We start from the raw sequence: 16,764 nt of genomic DNA, 5'->3' as shown, positions 1-16,764 counted from the left end.
TGATATCGGCGCAGGTTCGTGGTTTTCATGTTACACAACGTTTACAGAATTAGCGTAGCCTCTCCAAGGCAGGCAAGCACATCCTCGGCGATCATCGCGATATCTCCCCACCGTTTTTCGGCGCACCGAGCCGCCTGAGCATGCAAGGTGGCTCCCAGCACGCATGCCTCGGTCGCACCCATCCCCTGCGCGCTGAGCGCACCCACCATGCCAGCGAGCACATCGCCCGTTCCCGCCTTCGCCAATGCGGGCGTCCCGCACCGCATGATGATGGCTCGATCCGGGTTCCGAGGTGAAACGATGAAGGAGACAGGACCTTTCAACAGCACGGTCGCACCCCACGCGCAGGCCAGCTCGCACGCGAACGCGGCACGATCCTCAAAACCGGCATCAGCGTCTGGCGGCTGAATGCCCGCCGCCGCAGCCAACCGCGCTGCCTCGCCTCCATGGGGAGTCAGCACGAGCGACTCACCCCGATCCGCACGAGCAGCCGCTCGCGCGCACCCCGCTTCACAGGCAAGGGAGCCAAGCGCGCCCCCATCGAGCACGAGCGGCTCCGTACAGGCAGCGAGTGCTTCGAGCACCTGCGCTTTTTGGAGAGCATCGGTGGCATCCATGCCGCTTCCCATCAGGCAAGCCCATGGGTGCTTGGCGCTGCTGGGATGGTCTGGCCAGGACAATTCATTCCAAGGGCGCACAACCGCCGAGAGGCGCGTACTACGCACCACCGAAACCGCCGATGGATCGCAATATGCCTCCACATATCCAGCCCCCATCCGCTGCGCGGCGCCGATCGCCAACGCCGCCGCACCTGGATACTGCGCGGCCCCGCCCACGAACACCAGCTTCCCGCGCGTGTACTTGTTAGCATCGTGCGCCGGATGGGGCAACAACGCCACCAGCCTCTCTGCGGAATATTCGTCAATATGCATCACAGATCATCCAGCATGCCGCGCGCTTCCTTGAAGCGCTTCGACAGTTCCTCGGCAGCATCGATGCGCTTCTCTCCCGCTTCAAGCGATGAGCGCGTAATGGCGATAGCGCATGCGATGGCATCGGTTGCTGTATAGGAAAGCGAGATGGGCACCTCGGTGACGCCCAACTGCTCGGCTCTGCGCTTGGCGGCACCGAACAGCACCGCATACGGCCTGCCGTTCTTCGCACGCCGCACTTCAATGTCGCGCACACCCACGCCGCCAGAAAAGCCAGTCCCGAGCGCCTTCACCACCGCCTCTTTCGCAGCGAACCGGGTGGCATAATGAATGGCCGGGTCGGCCGTCGCATCGCAGTATGCGCGCTCGTCGGCCGAGTAAACGCGCGCAGGAAACGACGGGGTACGCTTCAAGATCGCCCGCATGCGCGCAACGGGCACAATATCGACGCCCAGGCCAACTTGACCTTGCGTCATGGGAGCCGCCAGCGCCTCATCCAGCGCGGCTTGGGTTTTCTTTGAACGTGCCATATCACTCCACCGTCACAGACTTTGCCAGGTTTCGGGGCTGATCCACATCGCACCCACGTGCAAGCGCCACCGAGCGCGCGAACAGCTGCAAGGGCACGCTCGCCACAATGGGGCTAAACGCATCGCGTACCGGAGGAATGAAGAGCACATGGTCTGCATGCGCGCGAATATCCTCGTCACCCTCGGTCGCAAGAGCCACCACGACCGCACCACGTGCCCGAGCCTCTTGCAGATTTGAGACCACCTTGTCATAGACCGCCGAGCGCGTTGCGATCGCAATGACGGGAAACCCCTCGTCTATGAGCGCAATAGGCCCATGCTTCATCTCGCCCGCCGCATACGACTCCGTATGAAGATAACTGATCTCCTTGAGCTTGAGCGCGCCTTCATGGGCAACCGCAGCACCCATGCCGCGTCCGATGAACAGCGCGCTTGCCGCATCCGTACAGGCATGGGCCGCCTCATCGATGGCCGTGGTATCCTCAAGCACCCGCTCAACCAACTCGGCGGTGTTGGCCAGCTCGGTGTAGAGTTGTCGAATATGGCCCGAGGTCATCTTCCCTTTCGCCTGCGCGAGCACCAACGCCAACAACGTCAAAGACACCACCTGTCCAAGGAAGCTCTTCGTTGACGCCACAGCGATCTCTTTGTTCGCCTTGGTGTAGATGACCCCGTCAGCTTCGCGCGCTACCGGGCTGCCGATGACGTTCGTGATGCCGAATACGCGCGCGCCCTTCACCCGTGCATCGCGGATGGCCGCCAATGTATCCGCCGTCTCGCCTGACTGCGAGACCGCCACGACCAACGTGGTGGGCGTGATGATGGGATTGCGATAGCGAAATTCGCTCGCCACCTCCACTTCGCACGGAATGCGCGCCCACCCCTCTATCAGGTTCTTCGCAATGAGCCCTGCATGATAGCTGGTGCCGCATGCGATGATGTACACGCGATCGATCAAGTTCAGCTCTTCGGGCGTGAGCTGCAGCTCATCGATCTGGATGCTGTTCCCCACCAACCGTCCAGCCAGCGTGTCGCGAATGACGCGAGGCTGCTCATGGATCTCCTTCAACATGAAGTCGGGATACCCCGTCTTCTCGGCCACATCCATATCCCAATCAATGTGGGTGGTTTGAGCGTCGAAGGTGCGCAGATCATCCCCGCACCGCGCAAAGCAGGTAAGGGCATCCGGCGTGCACCGTGCGATTTGACCATCAGCGAGCACCACGATATCGCGCGTGGCATCCAGCATGGCGATCACATCAGATGCCACATAGGCTCCATCTTCGGCCATGCCCACCACCAGCGGCGAATCCTTGCGCGCGCACACGATGGCATCGGGTTCATCGTCGCAGATCACGGCCAGCGCATACGAACCGCTCAGCTGCTCAACGGTATCGGCCACCGCGCGCACGAGCGCATCCGTCCCCTCCTTTGCGCACGCACGCGGATACGCCTCTTCGATGAGGTGCGCCACCACTTCCGAGTCAGTCTGGCTGCGCAGGTCATGCCCCGCAGCTGCAAGCCTCTCTCGTATCTCGTTGAAGTTCTCGATAATACCGTTATGCACCACCGCGATACGCCCGTCGCACGAGGTATGCGGATGCGCGTTCGCCTCGGAAGGGCGCCCATGGGTTGCCCAGCGCGTATGACCGATGCCGCATGTCCCCGGCACACCGACCGCCTCCACCGACGAACGTAGCTGCGAAACCCTGCCCGTGCGGCAAATGACCTCCATGGCACCACCATGCTGCACGGCAATGCCCGCAGAATCGTATCCTCGGTATTCCAGCCTACTCAAACCTTCAAGCAGCACCTCGCATGCCTGGCGTGTACCGGTGTACCCAACTATGCCGCACATTGTCTCGCCTTTCGTTTGCGTATGCGTCATTGTAAAGGATGCACCGCGCGGGAGCCCCTTCATATCGCCTCAACGCGCGCCTTCGCGTCCATAATGGGATGGCATCCCGAAATAGCGGCTTTTTGAAACCGTTCATTATCAAACTATTGGCAGACTGACAATAGGTGTGCTTTAATACAACGAATCATGACGAATCCGCTCAAGTAAAGGAACTGCCAACATGTGGAGCAGCTGCCATCCCCGATCAGACGAAGACATGAAAGAATGCGCCGAGCTCGGAAAATCGCTCAGCCGCCTTTCACAGCCAACCATCCTGATCATCATGGCGCAATACGGCAAGCCCATGCATGGCTACATCATCGTGCAAAAAGCGGCAGACTCCCCCATGTTCGGCGGGAAAAAGCCAGACGCAACGGGTATTTACCGCGCGCTCAAGCGCATGGAAGAAGCGGGTCTCGTCACCTCGGAATGGGAAACGCCCGAAGAGGGCTCAGCCAAGCGCATGTTCTCCCTGACGCAGAAGGGGTACGACTGCCTGCGCCGCTGGATCGATGCGCTCGCCTGCTATACGCTCACCATCGAAGAGCTGCGCGCCCAGGCGGCAACAGCGCTCGGCATCGATCTGCCCCCCACGCCCGTTTGCTCGCATCCGCGCTACGAGGACGATTAGCTGCGATCCGCCCGCCTCATGGGGCATGGTTCGCACTCATCGAAGAGCGGGCAGCCATCACAATCCTCGATTACGTCCGATTCGATCAGATCCCACGCGCAGGGTTCGAAACCAAGAGCATCGTAGAATGCTTTGCTTGATCCGCGCGACACGAGCCTGAGCTCACCGTAGGCGTCCTGAGCCTCGTCGATCAACGCGCGGCCAACGCCGTACCCCCGCCAACTCTCATGCACGACGATGGGATTCACGCGCGCCACGCCCGCTCTGCCAAGCGAGATGCGAATAAAGCCAACCGGTTCGTCATCGGCATTCACCGCCACCGTGACGCGCTCAAGTGATGGCAGGTAGTCCATCCCTTCGCGATACGTATAGGAATCCAGATACCTTCGATCGTCTTCGCGCGCAGCGCGCAACGTGAACAGTGCCGCCATAGCTACATGATCGGTTCGACGTAGATCTTGTTACGCGAATCCGAGATCGCCTTCTTCGCCAGTTCGGTGAGCCCTTGCACGACGGTGGGCATCATCGCGGTAGGCACCCCCATGAACATCATATCTTCGCCGATATCGCTCGCCGCGCGGCAACCGTAGCAGCCAAACGTAATGTTGGGTTCATGCTCCATCAGCGGATAGAGCACCGCCTCTACGCACATCGAGTTATATCCGCTCGCATGAAAGTCGAATCGATGGCCTGTGTAGTAGCTCATCGACATGCACAACCACATCATCTGCTCGGGCGTTCCCGTGAATACGACCACCTCAGGTTCGCGCACCGTCTTCGCAAGCGGCGCCACGTAGGTGGCCCGACGGCTTTTCTCCGGCAAGGTGGGTCGCTCGGCCACCATGCGCGCAGCGGCCTCGGCATTCACCAGCTTGTGGAACAGCACGTAGATCTCACCGGTGGCGAGCTTCTCCGGAACGCCGGTCATGCCGAAGATGGACGTTCCATCCGGGCACGAGTGTCGGTGCGGCGGCATCAGAATGGACGCTCCTCGGCGCGCCGCCATCATAGCCTGGCAAAAGCGCAGGTTCTCGGGCGGCATCGGCACATCGGGCAACAGCTCGTCGCGATCGATCAAGCTGACCGCGATGGGTTGCCAACGCAGTCCCAGCTTTTCCATGCATATGCGCTGCCACGAGGCATACTGCTCCTGCGTTTCAGGCGATATCGGTTCGGCGCGCGGTTCGTCCGCGAAGGGATCGAACGTGGCATCGCCGATCGCCTCGATCGTAAGAGCGCGTTTGGGGCAGTTACCCGAACAGGTCTGACAACCAACGCACGCTTCAACATCTGCAACCACAGGAGCGCCGTCAGGCCCCTCTTCCAAGATGCCGGGTATGGGGCAAAATGCTACACAAAGCCCACAGCGCACGCATAGGTCGGGATTATGTGATATCCGGTATTCAGCCATCGATATCCTCCTTGCACCACGGGGCGTAGATACGTCTGCCGCATGAATCGGTCAGATGGTATGCGCAAAACGGCAGCGCGCGACCATCCGGCACGCACACCATCATGGAGCATTCGCGCAACCGCTGGGTGTCCATGCTCACCGCATCCATGTAGTTCATGATGATGATCGATACCCCGCTATCAACCTCAACGCCCTTGTTGTGCAGGATATCCAAGAACACCGAACCCTGGGGCGAATCGGGACTATACCCTTCGGCGTATTCCTGCGAGGTCATGCGACGCGTTGCAGGATAGAAGCCCGAAGGGTGCTCAGATGTGGCATCCTTCACGAGAAAGACGCCAGTATCGCAAAGCGGGTTGCTGCATCCGAGCGGCCAGATATCGCGCACGTCAAGCAATCCCTCGGATTGCTCAGCCAGCGCGAAGATGACATCCCCCGCGCTCATGGGCATGGCGCGATCAGCTTCAAAACGCCCCGAGGTGAAGGCGGGCTGCAAGGCAACCCCGGCCACCACATCGGAGTTTTCAAGCGCGAAGCGCACGATATCGCCGATCTGCCTATCGTTGAGACCAGCCACCACCGCCACCGACAACACCACCTGGATGCCCACCTCGCGGCATCGCTCGATGGCACGAAGTTTCACATCCAAGATATCGCGCCCGCACGTGGCCTCATACACCTCACCGGTCAGCCCGTCGAAAGACAGATACACCCCCGTCAGGCCCGCCGCCACCAGTTCCTCCAGATAACCGGGGCGCGAGGCGATCACCAATCCGTTCGTGTTCACCTCAATGCCCCAAAACCCCTTTGCTCGCCCCATGAAGATGATCTCGTGCAAGTCCTTGCGACACGTCGGCTCGCCACCGGTCAGCTGCACCGCGCCATCGGTGCCCACGGCACGCTCAATCGCGTCGTACATGGCAGAAATCTCATCCATGGTCGGATCGTATTCACCCGTCTCAGAACTTGCGAAGCACACCGGACAATGCAGATTGCAGTTGCGCGTCACCTCGATCTCGAGCAACGTGCCGCGCCGCTCATGGCGTGCGCAGGTGCCACAGCCGAACGGACACGCGTCGCGTATCGGTTCGGGGTTTTCGGGGCGCACCTTCGGGAACGCCCCAGAGCGCAGCCATTCGTAATGGGTGGCATCGGGCCACATGCGCGTGGTCAAAGGCCCATGCTCTGGACACGTGCGGCTCATCCACACCACGTCGTCTGCATCGGCGTACACCTCGGCCGGATACTCCTTCAAGCACACCGGGCACAGCGCCCCGGTACGATGAAGGACCCGCTTCTTCTCGAGTTCGTTCACAAGCACCTCACGTTGCTGGTTTAGCGTAGTCGGTCGACAAAGGTTTTCCCAGAGCTTATCACTGCCCTAAAAGCGCGTCGTAGCCTCCTTCGCTACGCGGCGAGCGCTTGGGCAACACATGCATGCGCTGGTGAGAGCCGCAGCGTCCACTTAGGAGTCGATGTACTGCCGCGGATCATGCTCTTCGTTAGGCGGCGTGCTGACGGTGATACCCATGAAATTCACCCAGTTCAGCACGCGATGGGGCACGAACAGCTCATGCTGATACCGCGCCGCCTGCGCGATGGCGTTCATGCAGCTGATCGCATGCGCCAGATCGACCTTCTCATCAATATCGGCGATGGGCGCAAAATACGATACCGGAATGCCCATCGCAGCAGTCTTGGCCATGTACGCATCAAGCGCAGCTACCCCGTTGGTGTTGTAGTAGACCCCCTGATGATTGATGGGCGTGTCGCAACTAAAGCCCACCAGTGAGGTCCCGCATTCCTGACACGGCGCGCATACGAACCCAGGCGTGCCAAGCGAGCGGTAATAATCGAGCCACTGGAATGCCTGCGTCACATGGGATTTCGGCATCGTGGGGATGTCGCCTCCCACCGACACGATATGCTCATACCCCATCGCGAATATCTGACGGAACGCATCATCGAAATGATCGTCGAAGGTGGCGCCCTCATCAGTGATGTAGTGGATCTCCATGGGCCACGGACCGATGGCATCGAACGTTTGCCGCATGAGCTCAAGATTCTGTGCGGGCGTGGTGGATACGAAGAAGTCGTATCTGATGCGATCAGCCGTTGGGTCGGCTGCAACCAAGGCATCGTTTTCCGCTTGCAGCTCCATCAGCGCCTGCATGCTGGCCTCAGCCACATCGTAGAGCGACAACTTGAAGAACTGTGCCGCTTGCTCGTCGGTGAGAAAGCCGCCATGCGCCTGGGTCAGACGCGTCTTCACCATGCCCGGAATGGGCGGTTTGCTGAAAATCAGCAGCGCCTGTCTCTTCTCAGCCATAGTATCCTCCTGATACCTACCCCAGCTCTTCCCAGCTGAGGGTCTCATCCGTCTTCTTTATCATGCAATCGATCGCGTTGTAGGACCAGGTGCCGATCAACGGCTCCGTCTGATCGAGCGCGCACGAGGTCAAGCAGTTGATATTGCTCTCCCACATACCGCCTTCGCGATCATCCCATGGCCACTCGGGGTGCCACCAGCCATAATCGGCCTGCACCACACCGTCTGCCATCGTGATTGTAGCAACCTTGAAGAGCGCCTTGCCACTATCAGATGCTATCTGCACCGTATCTCCGGCCACAAGCTCTAGATCCTCAGCGGTACGCCGACTCATCTCAAGCACCGGCTCGGGAACAGCCGCACGAAATGCGGTGTTGTTCAGATACATCGATGCATTATAGGGCTGCTTGCGAGCGCCCGTCATCAGCTTCACATGCTGCCAACCCCTGCTCCGATGCTCCGCGATGAACGCGTCACTGCACAGCGCACGAGGCTCGTCCGGCTGCGGCAGACGCGCACCTCCCAGCTTCGGCAACAGCTCGCTCGCCAGTTCGATCTTGCCTGTCGTCGTCGCGAATCCTTTTGGTCGCATGGCATCATCGGTCATCTCGTGCTTCATATACCAGGGCGGGCGAAAGTACATCCCCTGCTCGCAATAGTGCTCCCATGTCATGCCCGCAGGCGCCAACGTGCGCGCGATGGCCTCTTCGAAGGTGGCGTCAGGCCAAGCATCCCGCTGCCCCAAGCGCAACCCCAATGCGCGAAGTATCTCGTAATCCGTTCTACGCTCGTAATAGGGAGCGCACGCCGCCGCACCACCATAGGCAATGTTTCCCACCCCTCCGTGTGCCTGGAACGTCGGGCGCTCGATGGCACCGGCAGCGGGAAGCACGTAATCGGCAAGCTGCGCGGTGGGCGTCAGGTAATACTCCAGCACTACTATAAGATCGAGACCCATCAGCGCCTTATAAACCCGATGAGTGTCTGCGTAGGTGAGAAGCGGGTTGGTCGCCTCGACGATGAGAGCGCGCACCGGATAAGGCTCGCCGGTCTCCATGGCACGCAGCACCAGATCAGGATGAGCGGAAGTCAAATACCGCACCGGCAGCTTGCGACCGAAACGCTCGGTGAGCGCCTCCACCTGCGCGTAGCCCTCATAGCACTGCAAGGGCGTTTCCGCTGTGTTCAGACAGCGCGACGAGAGCTCGTCTGCATGTTCCAAGGTCAGTTCAAGGTCGGCTTCCTGAATGAAGTCGCTCGCATCAGCCAGCACGCAAGCACCGGGAACATCCACGTTTCCCGTGATCGCCCGAAGGCAGCAGATGGCGCGGTGAGTAGGGGCAACGGAGGCGCCCACCTGGTCGATTCCGCGCCCTGACACCAAAGCGCTCGGCCGCTCACAAGCAAACCAGCGGGCCGCCATGCGGATATCGTCCGCCTTCACGCCGCACACCTGAGCCGCATGCTCGGGCGTATACGAACGCACATGCGCCGCCAGTTCGTCAAAACCATGGCACCAGGCGTCCACGAAGGCGTGATCGTAGAGGTCCTCGTCGATGATCACGTTCAGAAACGCGAGCGCCAAGGTGCAGTCGGTGCCCGGCTGCGGTGCCAACCATAAATCGGCTGCACGAGCCGTACGGGTGAAGCGCGGATCGATGACGACCAGCTTGGTGGTCTCATCCTTTCCCGTCTTGAGCACCGTGCGCCAGAATAGAGAGTTGTCAGATTCAGCCGGGTTCGTGCCCCATATGAAAACGCATCCGGTCTCAGGACGGATATCGGCCTCCACCGTCCAGCCGAACGTGATGACATCCATCCAAATGCGTGGATTCCAGCATATCTGCCCGATGCCCATGTTGTTCGGCGATCCGAAGAGCGTCATGAACCGATGCAAAGGCCAAAACGATGTGTGCGGTCCCCCGATCATCGAGGCAAGCGTAGCGGCCCCATGCTCTGCGCGCAACGCCTCAAGCCGTGCTGCGATATCGTCGAGCGCGGCATCCCAGCTCACGCGCTCCCACTGACCTGATCCGCGCTCTCCCACGCGCCGCAATGGATAGTTCACACGATCGGCGCCATCGAGCACATCAAGATTCATGCGCCAGCGCCGACACCCCGCCATGATGCGCTCGTCGTAAGGGTAGCGGGTCGGGTCGGGACGCACATCGACCACCCGTCCATCCTCAACCGTGGCGATCAGTCCGCATAAATAGCCGCAGAAATGGCAGTTCGTCTGCTTCTCGACCTTCATCTGCCCTCAATCCATCTCGCAGGTGTTGCGGTTGCTCAGAGCAGCATCCGACGCGGAAAGGCGATCCGCCTCTGAGAGTTCCGGCTCGTGCTCCCCTACGACCGTATCGGCGATGGTTGCTGGCGGCGCGCCTACGGGCGCACCAACGCCGGCGAACGCGCGCTCTCCCGCACCCTTCTCAAGAGCACCGAGTGTTCCGTTGAACAAAAAGCGCAACTTCATCCAGCCTGCCGCAGCCCGCCAATCGATGCGCCACGCGTACAGCATCTCAAGATAATGCACGCACGGCAGATGCCTTTGGGCGATATTGAGCTGGAAATCGCAGCTTACGCAGGCCGTGATGATGGCATCGGCGCCTATCTCGAGCGCCTCTTGGCCGTTGCGATCCGCACAGCGATCGGCTTGCTCGAACTTGCCCGCCGCGCGCGGCAGCGACCCACAGCAGATCGAACGACGCCGACAGTGCATAGGATCCTTCCACAGCTCATCGGGCATGAGCGCCCGCAATCCCCGGGCGAAGTCACCGTACTCACGGTCAGGACACGAATCGTGCGTGCAGAAGAGCACCGGCGCGTCCGCATCGCCTTTCACCAGAAGGGCACAGGTGTCCTTCTCGAGACGATATCCTAGATCAGCCAGCACGTGCGGCAGCACCGCTATCTCTACGTGAGCCGTCCGCGCATCCGACGCGAACGCCTCGCGAAGCGCTTTGACGCAGTTTGGGCACGCGCAGACAAAACGCTGGATGCCCGATGCCGCCACCGCGTCACACAGTTCTTCCTCAAAAGCCGCGCGCACCGACTCGCCATTGGGTTCGTAGCTCAATATCTTGCCGCAGCACAACACCGATATGCCGTCCACTTGCCCGGCATCCACCAGCGTGTCATAGACCGCCGATACCAGCGGCATGGCATAGTTGAGAAACGAGCAGCCAGGGAAAAAGACCGATGTGCATGCCGGCAGCGTGCCATCTCCGCGCTGCATCGTCGCGTCGCCGCCCGCATAGGTCAGCCCGATAGCATCCCCGCTGAGCGCATCTATGAATACGAAATCCTCCACGAAGCCTCCTGATAGCATGAAGGAAGGGCGAGGCCCTTCCTTCATAATAACTCACTCTTCCAGGCGATTGGCGCACCCGAAAGAAACACAGCGCTTAGTAGATGTTCTCGCCGTACGTCCACTTCGTGATGAACTCCGCATCGCGCGGCGGCAGCTTCTCGAAGAACTGGTCCTCACCAGGCAGCGGAGCGCGCTCGTCGCTGTTCACGACCATGAAGCGCAGCAAGCAGCCACCACAGAGCACCAGGATGGGAGCGATAGTCGTTGACGCGACCGTACCGTCCATGAAGATATACATGAACTCGGGCAGCCCCAAGCCCATCACCATCATGCCGCCCCAGAACGCTAGCGCGTAGGAACCGTGCACCCATTTGTGCCCCACTTTGTTCGCCGTCTTGTTGCCCGCGCCCAGGAAGGAGAGCACCATGACCAGCAGCACCACGATCTCGCATACCACCAAGATGACATCCACCAGATGCAGGATATGGCTTGCCTCCGCGGAGTACTCAAGAACCGCCAGACCCGCAGCGCTCTGGATGGAGGTATCCGCCGGCCACCAACCGATGGAGAGCGCGATGGCCGCACAGGCGGTTGAGAGCGCCGAGATGGTGAACAGCACCGGCAGTGCCGGCGTTGCCCAGAAGGCATGGGCTTTCAAGGTGGACAGGAAGATGCCGGTATACAGCATGATGCACGTGCCAGCAATGCCTGCGATGGCAATGTTGAGCGGACGGAAGAACACGAAGAAGTCAGCGATGGGCCTGAACCATTCCCACGGAATGTAGCTCACGAACCACAGCAGACCGAAGATCATGCATACCGTCAGTAGGCGAGCACCCCAAGCCAGCACGCTGGTGCTCTTCACGAACGCACGATAGAACACCATGGGCTGACCCAGGTCGGCCACCAACATCAAGCAGCCGAAGCCAAGGCAGAGGATGGAGATGAAGCCCGGCCATGCCAGCGCCTGCGGCACCGCTTCCACTCCGGGAAACACGAACAGCGTAAGGATAGCGGCAAGGCAAAAGATACCGCCGCCGAGACCGCCGAGGAACAGATAGACGGGTATCGGCCATTTCCAAAAGTGATGTCTCATTTTGCCGTACCTCCAAGGTCAGGAATGTAATAGATTTGCGGACCAGTACCCATGTCCTCCAACAGGCGGAACGTCTCGGCAGAGCCGATCAGCTTGGAAACCTCTGACTCGGGATCATCCAGATCACCGAAGATGCGCGCCTTCTGATGGCACGTCTGCACGCAGTACGGGTCGCGACCCGGCTCGGTGTTGCGGCGATCGCGGCAGAAGGTGCACTTCCGCACGAAGCGATGCAGATGCGGCTGCAACTTGGACTGATCGCGCATGCCGTAGGGGCACGCGTTCACGCATGCCAAGCATGCCATACACTTATCGTAGTCGATCCACACGGTGCCGTCGGCATCCTGCTGGCTCGCCCCGGTCGGGCAGCACGGCACGCACGCCGGCTTCTCGCAGTGCATGCACAGCGTCGGCACCCAGTTGCGGTGCACGTTGGGCCATTCGCCCTTCACACCTTCGGTCAGCACCGGATTGTAGACGATATCGAGCGGCAGCTCGTTCCAGGTGCGGCATGCCACCGTGCAAGACTGGCAGCCGATGCAGCGCCGCTGGTCGATGACCATGCAATAACGCGTCATTAGTTAACCTCCTTCGAAGCCTCAGCAGCAGCCTGAGCGTCAGCGTAGTCGCCCTCGGCAGCCAACTCAGCAGCTGCTTCATCGGCCTCGATGTGAGCCTCAACGGCCGCATCGGTGCTCGCAGCCGCTTCAGCTTCAGCCGCCACCGTGTTCACCGGAAGCTCGTCGTTGCCGGTTATCTGCTCATAGGCCATGGTGTAGCGCACGCCGCTCTCCATATCGACCAACGTGTTGTCGGTCGGATCATAGGCGTAGCCACGATACTGGTCGTAATAGACGTTGTCCTCGATGCCGATGACCCACTGGGTATCCGGGTTGTAGATCTTGCCGTCGCCCTTGGCGCCGGCGAACGTGGCGTATCCCTTCGCGGCATCCCACACCAGCAATTCGCTGGCGATCTCGAACGGCGCGGTCTCAACGCCGGGATACAGGCGAATGCCTGCGAGCTCGGGGATCTCCTCACGCTCGAGGGTGTACTTCTTGCCCGTAGTGATGTCCACCAGGCACTTCTGGTTGTCGTCGTAGCGCCAACCGGTGTAGGCATCCACGTAGGACTTGTCCTTCGGGTCGATCAGCCAGCCGGAGTCATCCAGCTTGAAGCCGGTGCCCTTCTGGTAGATGCTGTCGTCCTGCCACGTCCACACGTAGCCTTCCGGCACCTCGCGGTCGGTCGTGGGCGCCTCGAACGGAATGGGCTCGCGGCATGTCTTCATCTCGGAGTAGGTCATGTGGATGCCCGGCTCTTTGGCAGAGCCCGGGATGGAGAACTGCGCGTCATCGTGCGTGAACTTCACGTCCAGATCGCCGCACTTGTACACCTTGCACATCAGGCCACGGTTGTTCCAGGAACCGCCCATGGGGTCGCAATCCCAGTCGTCCACCGAGGTCAACGTGTTCACGTTGGACTCAAGGCAGCCGAACGGGTTATCCGGATCAGCCGCACCGTCGCGCTCAGGGAACCACCAACCACGCGGGCACATGACCACGCGCGGATCCACAATCTCTTCCACGCCCGCGCGCATCTTGATGCGACCGCGGCGCGTCTCGATCCAGCACCAATCGCCATTCTTGATCTTGAGCTTCTCAGCCAGCTTGGGATTGATGCAGAAGAACGGATCGGGATACAGGTAGCGGATGCCCTGCATCTGGAAGTGCTCGGAGTGGTGATATGGCATGAAGCCGCCGCCGGTGGTGAGCACGATGGGATATTCCTCGGCTACCTCAGGCGTGGTCAGTTCGCTTTCCGCCATGCCGGTGTAGATGGGCATGCCCGAATAACCCAGCGTGCGCAAGATGGAGCTGTTGCACTCCACTTTGCCCGAAGGCGTCCAGAAGCCGCCATTTTGCACGTACTTCGTCTGGTGCAGCGGTGGGAAGTACATGCGCACCTGATCGACGAACTCGTTGTAGTTGCTGATCGGCAATCCCAAAGGCTCGATAACGGCCCAGTATGCCTCTTCCTCGGTCTCCCAAGGCCAGTTGGCCGGATCCTGCCCGCAAGCCAAGCCCAGCTTGCGCCAGAACACCATGTCGGTGTGGCGGTCGTATTTCGGCTGCATGGCGCGACGGCCGCCCATGAGCGAGTCGGTGGCGCCATAGTGCGTGATGATGGTCGGACGCTCCAGCGCGCCTGCGGCCGGGAACACGTAGTCGGCCTGCAGAGCGGTCGGCGTCATCCAGTAATCCACCACCACCAAGAACTCCACCTTCTTGAGCGCAGCCAACGTCATCTTGGCATCGCCATAGGAGTTGATGGGGTTCGTGGCATTGCAGATCAGCGCGCGGATCTGATACGGGTCACCGGTCAGAATAGCCTTGAAGACGCTCGGGCCATGAGCCTCGCAGAACCACTCGGTCGGCAGCGTCTTACCCCACTTGCGCATAGCGTTATCGGAGATCAGCTGATAGCCCGGCCAGCTGGTCAGCTTGAACTTGTCAGAACCGATCTGCTTGGCCTTCACCTCTTCGGGCAGCAGCTGGTTGAGCTCCAGTTCCTCGTCGGTCAGGAAGTTGAGCGCCGGACCGGGCATGCCGTCGCCGCCCGGGATGTCCAGGTTGCCGCAGATGGCGCGGATGAGCGCCAGCGCATGGCTTGCCGTGGTGGACGTGGAGCCGTTCTGGTCCCACGTGCAGCCCCACTGAATGCAGCCGGGCTTGTTCATGGCGTACATGCGCGCCGCAGCACGGATCTGCTCGGAATCAAGCCACGTGATGGGCGCTGCCCACTCGGGCGAGTAGTCGATCATGTGGTCTTGCAGCTCATCGAAGCCCTCGCACCACTCGGTCACGAAGTTGATGTCGTAGAGCCCCTCGAAGATGATGGTGTGCAGCATAGCCATTGCCAGCGCCGCATCAGAACCTGGTCGCAGCGGCAGCCACAGATCGGCCTTCGAAGCGGTCTCAGAGTAGCGCGGATCCACCACGATCATCTTCATGCCGTTCATCTTCAGATCGGTGTAGCCGTGCATGCCGCCCAGCGTGGATGCAGCCGGATTCATGCCCCACAGGATCAGCGAACGCGCCGCGCCCAGATCGGTCTCGAATGGAGACCAACCGGCCACGCAGGTCTCGGCCATGAAGGTCGGGATCCAGCACAAAAGCGCATTGTGGAAGCCATTCGGGGTGCCGAACTGATTCAAGAAGCGGCGGCGTGCCCAGTCATCGGTACGCGTGGTGCCACCAGCGGACGCCACAGCCTCAGCACCGCTTTCCGCCTTGATCTGGTTCAGCTTGTCGGCAACCTCTTGGATCGCCTGATCGTAATCGATCTGCTCCCATTTTCCCTCACCTTTCTCGCCCACGCGCTTGAGCGCATGGTTGACGCGAGCAGGATGGTTCACATGAAGCAGAGCGCTCGTTCCGCGGCAGCACAGACCGCCCTGGCTGGAGTAATCAGGATCGCCTTCGATCTTGAATACTTCGCCATCTTTGACGTAAGCGAGGACGCCGCAATTCGCATGGCAGAAATAGCACAGCGATTTGATGCATTCTACGCCTTCGTCGAAAATGCTCGGTTTCTCGGCCATCGACCTTCCTCTTCTCCTCGTTTCTTACAGCACGGCAGCGGATGCGCAGCACCCGCTGTATGCTTGCTGCGCTCATTATAGCCACCGTAGCGCGCCCGATACTAGACAGGGGCCATCACTTTTCCCATCTGCGGCTATAATCGGGCATAAAAGGAGGAACCATGGCAGACCATCTTTTCACGTTCATGGGCACCGCCGCTGGCTGCGGCGTGCCCTCGTTCTTCTGCGATTGTCCGGCCTGCACCGAAGCGCGGGCGAACCCGCAGCTTGCACGGGGCGATTGCGGTGTGATGGTGCGCCGGTCGGGATTACCCGAAGCGGATACGCCCACGCTCGTGATCGACACGCCACCTGATGCGCGCCATCAGCTTCTGCGCGAAGGGGTGCGCCATGTTGACGAGATCCTGTTCACCCACTGCCACTTCGACCACATTGGCGGCCTGGGGGAATACGAGTACCTCGTGCAGCTCGTACGCAAGGGCGCACCACTGCCCGTGGGTGCCTCACCTGAGGCGCTGCAGGGCATCTTGGCCGAATTCCACTACATGGGCTATTGCTTGGACTGCGAGCAGATCGAGCCGTTCGATGAGCATGTCTTTGACGGAGTGCGCTACACAGCACTGCCCGTCACGCACGCGCCGGGCACGTACGGCTACTTGATAGAGACGGACACGACGCGCCTGTTCTACGCCTCGGATACCGGGCCTTTGCCTTCCGAAACCGCCGAGCGCATCCGCGGAGTTGACATCTTAGCCATGGATGCCACGTTCTGGAATAACAACTGGAATCCGAACGATCATCATTCCATCCAAGAATGCATCGCCGAGGGTCTCTCCCTTGATGCTGGAACCACTTACCTCACACATCTTTGCATGCACTACGACGAGCCCATCACCCACGCTGAGCTGGTTGACTATCTTGAACGCTACGAGGGACGCGTAAAGGTCGCGCAAGATGGGCTCTCACTCGCCATCTGATGCGCGCAGTGATACGTCGCATCCGCACCTGACAAACGAAA

At 60.5% G+C, this 16,764-nt stretch carries 14 protein-coding genes; 2 read left to right on the top strand and 12 right to left on the bottom strand.

From position 1 onward, the window contains the following. Window positions 1–41 precede the first annotated feature (41 nt). From NFR19_RS01470 to glmS, 3 genes are read right to left on the bottom strand one after another with little or no spacing between them, the layout of a single operon-like run. The gene (locus NFR19_RS01470) at window positions 42–932 is read right to left on the bottom strand and encodes an NAD(P)H-hydrate dehydratase (protein ID WP_251212001.1); all 891 of its coding nucleotides are present in this window, start codon (window positions 930–932) and stop codon (window positions 42–44) included. Continuing rightward, window positions 932–1,462 carry a holo-ACP synthase gene (gene acpS / locus NFR19_RS01465; RefSeq protein ID WP_251212000.1) on the bottom strand — a complete coding sequence of 177 codons (531 nt, stop codon included), beginning with the start codon at window positions 1,460–1,462 and terminating at the stop codon, window positions 932–934. The genes NFR19_RS01470 and acpS overlap by 1 nt, the downstream gene beginning before the upstream one ends. Window position 1,463: 1 nt before the next feature. Further along, a complete protein-coding gene (gene glmS, locus NFR19_RS01460) occupies window positions 1,464–3,320 on the bottom strand; it encodes a glutamine--fructose-6-phosphate transaminase (isomerizing) (protein WP_251211999.1) in 1,857 nt (618 codons plus the stop codon). A gap of 220 nt (window positions 3,321–3,540) precedes the next feature. On the opposite strand from glmS, the gene NFR19_RS01455 reads away from it, so the two are divergent. After that, entirely contained in the window at window positions 3,541–3,990 is a 450-nt protein-coding gene (locus tag NFR19_RS01455) for a PadR family transcriptional regulator (RefSeq protein WP_251211998.1), read from the top strand. Here NFR19_RS01455 and NFR19_RS01450 read toward each other — a convergent pair. The 9 genes from NFR19_RS01450 to NFR19_RS01410 all read right to left on the bottom strand — a co-directional run bounded on the left by NFR19_RS01450 (window position 3,987) and on the right by NFR19_RS01410 (window position 15,746). After that, window positions 3,987–4,421, bottom strand: coding sequence for a GNAT family N-acetyltransferase (locus NFR19_RS01450; protein ID WP_251211997.1), 435 nt, complete (start codon window positions 4,419–4,421; stop codon window positions 3,987–3,989). The genes NFR19_RS01455 and NFR19_RS01450 overlap by 4 nt on opposite strands. Before the next feature lie 2 nt (window positions 4,422–4,423). After that, window positions 4,424–5,401 carry a DUF169 domain-containing protein gene (locus tag NFR19_RS01445; protein WP_251211996.1) on the bottom strand — a complete coding sequence of 326 codons (978 nt, stop codon included), beginning with the start codon at window positions 5,399–5,401 and terminating at the stop codon, window positions 4,424–4,426. Continuing rightward, window positions 5,394–6,719: a radical SAM protein gene (locus NFR19_RS01440; RefSeq protein WP_251211995.1), complete on the bottom strand. Its 1,326-nt coding sequence runs from the start codon at window positions 6,717–6,719 to the stop codon at window positions 5,394–5,396. The genes NFR19_RS01445 and NFR19_RS01440 overlap by 8 nt, the downstream gene beginning before the upstream one ends. Window positions 6,720–6,869: 150 nt before the next feature. Then, entirely contained in the window at window positions 6,870–7,733 is an 864-nt protein-coding gene (locus tag NFR19_RS01435; protein ID WP_251211994.1) for a TIGR04282 family arsenosugar biosynthesis glycosyltransferase, read from the bottom strand. A gap of 16 nt (window positions 7,734–7,749) precedes the next feature. Next, a complete protein-coding gene (locus NFR19_RS01430) occupies window positions 7,750–9,987 on the bottom strand; it encodes a molybdopterin-containing oxidoreductase family protein (protein ID WP_251211993.1) in 2,238 nt (745 codons plus the stop codon). 6 nt (window positions 9,988–9,993) lie between these two features. Next, on the bottom strand, window positions 9,994–11,046 hold the full coding sequence (locus tag NFR19_RS01425; protein WP_251211992.1) for a heterodisulfide reductase-related iron-sulfur binding cluster: 1,053 nt from the start codon (window positions 11,044–11,046) through the stop codon (window positions 9,994–9,996). Between the two features lie 94 nt (window positions 11,047–11,140). Beyond that, complete coding sequence (nrfD, locus tag NFR19_RS01420) at window positions 11,141–12,142, bottom strand: NrfD/PsrC family molybdoenzyme membrane anchor subunit (protein WP_251211991.1); 1,002 nt, start codon at window positions 12,140–12,142, stop codon at window positions 11,141–11,143. Next, entirely contained in the window at window positions 12,139–12,720 is a 582-nt protein-coding gene (locus NFR19_RS01415; RefSeq protein WP_251211990.1) for a 4Fe-4S dicluster domain-containing protein, read from the bottom strand. The genes nrfD and NFR19_RS01415 overlap by 4 nt, the downstream gene beginning before the upstream one ends. Continuing rightward, window positions 12,720–15,746, bottom strand: coding sequence for a molybdopterin-dependent oxidoreductase (locus NFR19_RS01410; protein ID WP_251211989.1), 3,027 nt, complete (start codon window positions 15,744–15,746; stop codon window positions 12,720–12,722). Before NFR19_RS01410 ends, NFR19_RS01415 begins: the two co-directional genes overlap by 1 nt. A gap of 161 nt (window positions 15,747–15,907) precedes the next feature. Here NFR19_RS01410 and NFR19_RS01405 point away from each other — a divergent pair, with 161 nt between their 5' ends. Next, window positions 15,908–16,723 carry an MBL fold metallo-hydrolase gene (locus NFR19_RS01405; RefSeq protein WP_251211988.1) on the top strand — a complete coding sequence of 272 codons (816 nt, stop codon included), beginning with the start codon at window positions 15,908–15,910 and terminating at the stop codon, window positions 16,721–16,723. The last annotated feature ends 41 nt before the right edge of the window (window positions 16,724–16,764 follow it).

Source organism: Adlercreutzia murintestinalis, from assembly GCF_943192905.1.
Classification (GTDB): domain Bacteria; phylum Actinomycetota; class Coriobacteriia; order Coriobacteriales; family Eggerthellaceae; genus Adlercreutzia_A; species Adlercreutzia_A murintestinalis.
The sequence above is the reverse complement of the archived record's forward strand: the minus strand, read 5'-3'. Positions and strand labels throughout refer to the sequence as shown.

Coding starts and splice junctions, on each gene's coding strand:
- glmS (WP_251211999.1), bottom strand. CDS start 3,320: ATGTGCGGCATAGTTGGGTACACCGGTACACGCCAGGCATGCGAGGTG.
- NFR19_RS01415 (WP_251211990.1), bottom strand. CDS start 12,720: ATGACGCGTTATTGCATGGTCATCGACCAGCGGCGCTGCATCGGCTGC.
- NFR19_RS01470 (WP_251212001.1), bottom strand. CDS start 932: ATGCATATTGACGAATATTCCGCAGAGAGGCTGGTGGCGTTGTTGCCC.
- NFR19_RS01405 (WP_251211988.1), top strand. CDS start 15,908: ATGGCAGACCATCTTTTCACGTTCATGGGCACCGCCGCTGGCTGCGGC.
- NFR19_RS01410 (WP_251211989.1), bottom strand. CDS start 15,746: ATGGCCGAGAAACCGAGCATTTTCGACGAAGGCGTAGAATGCATCAAA.
- acpS (WP_251212000.1), bottom strand. CDS start 1,462: ATGGCACGTTCAAAGAAAACCCAAGCCGCGCTGGATGAGGCGCTGGCG.
- NFR19_RS01455 (WP_251211998.1), top strand. CDS start 3,541: ATGTGGAGCAGCTGCCATCCCCGATCAGACGAAGACATGAAAGAATGC.
- NFR19_RS01435 (WP_251211994.1), bottom strand. CDS start 7,733: ATGGCTGAGAAGAGACAGGCGCTGCTGATTTTCAGCAAACCGCCCATT.
- NFR19_RS01445 (WP_251211996.1), bottom strand. CDS start 5,401: ATGGCTGAATACCGGATATCACATAATCCCGACCTATGCGTGCGCTGT.
- nrfD (WP_251211991.1), bottom strand. CDS start 12,142: ATGAGACATCACTTTTGGAAATGGCCGATACCCGTCTATCTGTTCCTC.
- NFR19_RS01450 (WP_251211997.1), bottom strand. CDS start 4,421: ATGGCGGCACTGTTCACGTTGCGCGCTGCGCGCGAAGACGATCGAAGG.
- NFR19_RS01430 (WP_251211993.1), bottom strand. CDS start 9,987: ATGAAGGTCGAGAAGCAGACGAACTGCCATTTCTGCGGCTATTTATGC.